We start from the raw sequence: 631 nt of genomic DNA on the forward strand, positions 1-631 counted from the left end.
TACTCAGTACGCCGTTTTTTCTTGCCGCCCCTAACCGTGACGCGGATAAGGCGCATTATGCGCAGAGTGAACAGGCGAGGAAAGACAGGCAGGATGCTGTGTCAAAGAAACGGAAAGCCCAGCGACTGGAATACATTATTAGCGGCGGTAAGGAACCGCCGGTGTTAGTACCCGGTGTGCCGGATTTTGACCCGGAAATCGCCCAGAAGCAGTTGCGGGAAGCGGCAGCGGAATTTCGCAGTGACTACCGGAAAGAACGGCGTGAGATATCCGGTGCGAAGCAATTTGCTGCCGAAAACATTCTGGGCAACGCCCTTTATCTGTTGAACAGTGAGGATGAGGAGCGGGAATATCAGCAAATGAAAGCCGCGGGAGAGGCGTTGGTCGACCGGCTTTTCCCGGCTGTTCCGGCGAGAAAAACCGGTCAGCCAGAATCCCCGGAGTCATTACTGGTGGCCCTGTATGACAATCAGGTGCATGATTCCCGTGCCTGGTTTATGTACTCTACGCTGGATACGCGTGAGCCGGAGGGCGGTTATTTCCGTTACCGGGTGATTTACTTCGGCACAATGTGTAATAAACCCCTGTCGCTTTTGACGGTGGACTGCAATGTGGTTGGGGCAATGGCACC

1 protein-coding gene is annotated in these 631 nt (G+C 54.5%); it reads left to right on the top strand.

Annotated elements, in window-relative coordinates; translation table 11 throughout:
* A partial coding sequence (locus EAE89_RS23155; protein ID WP_479687604.1) for a T6SS phospholipase effector Tle1-like catalytic domain-containing protein occupies nt 1-631 on the top strand: 631 nt, incomplete at both ends.

The organism is Photorhabdus heterorhabditis (assembly GCF_018448905.1).
Lineage (GTDB): Bacteria > Pseudomonadota > Gammaproteobacteria > Enterobacterales > Enterobacteriaceae > Photorhabdus > Photorhabdus heterorhabditis.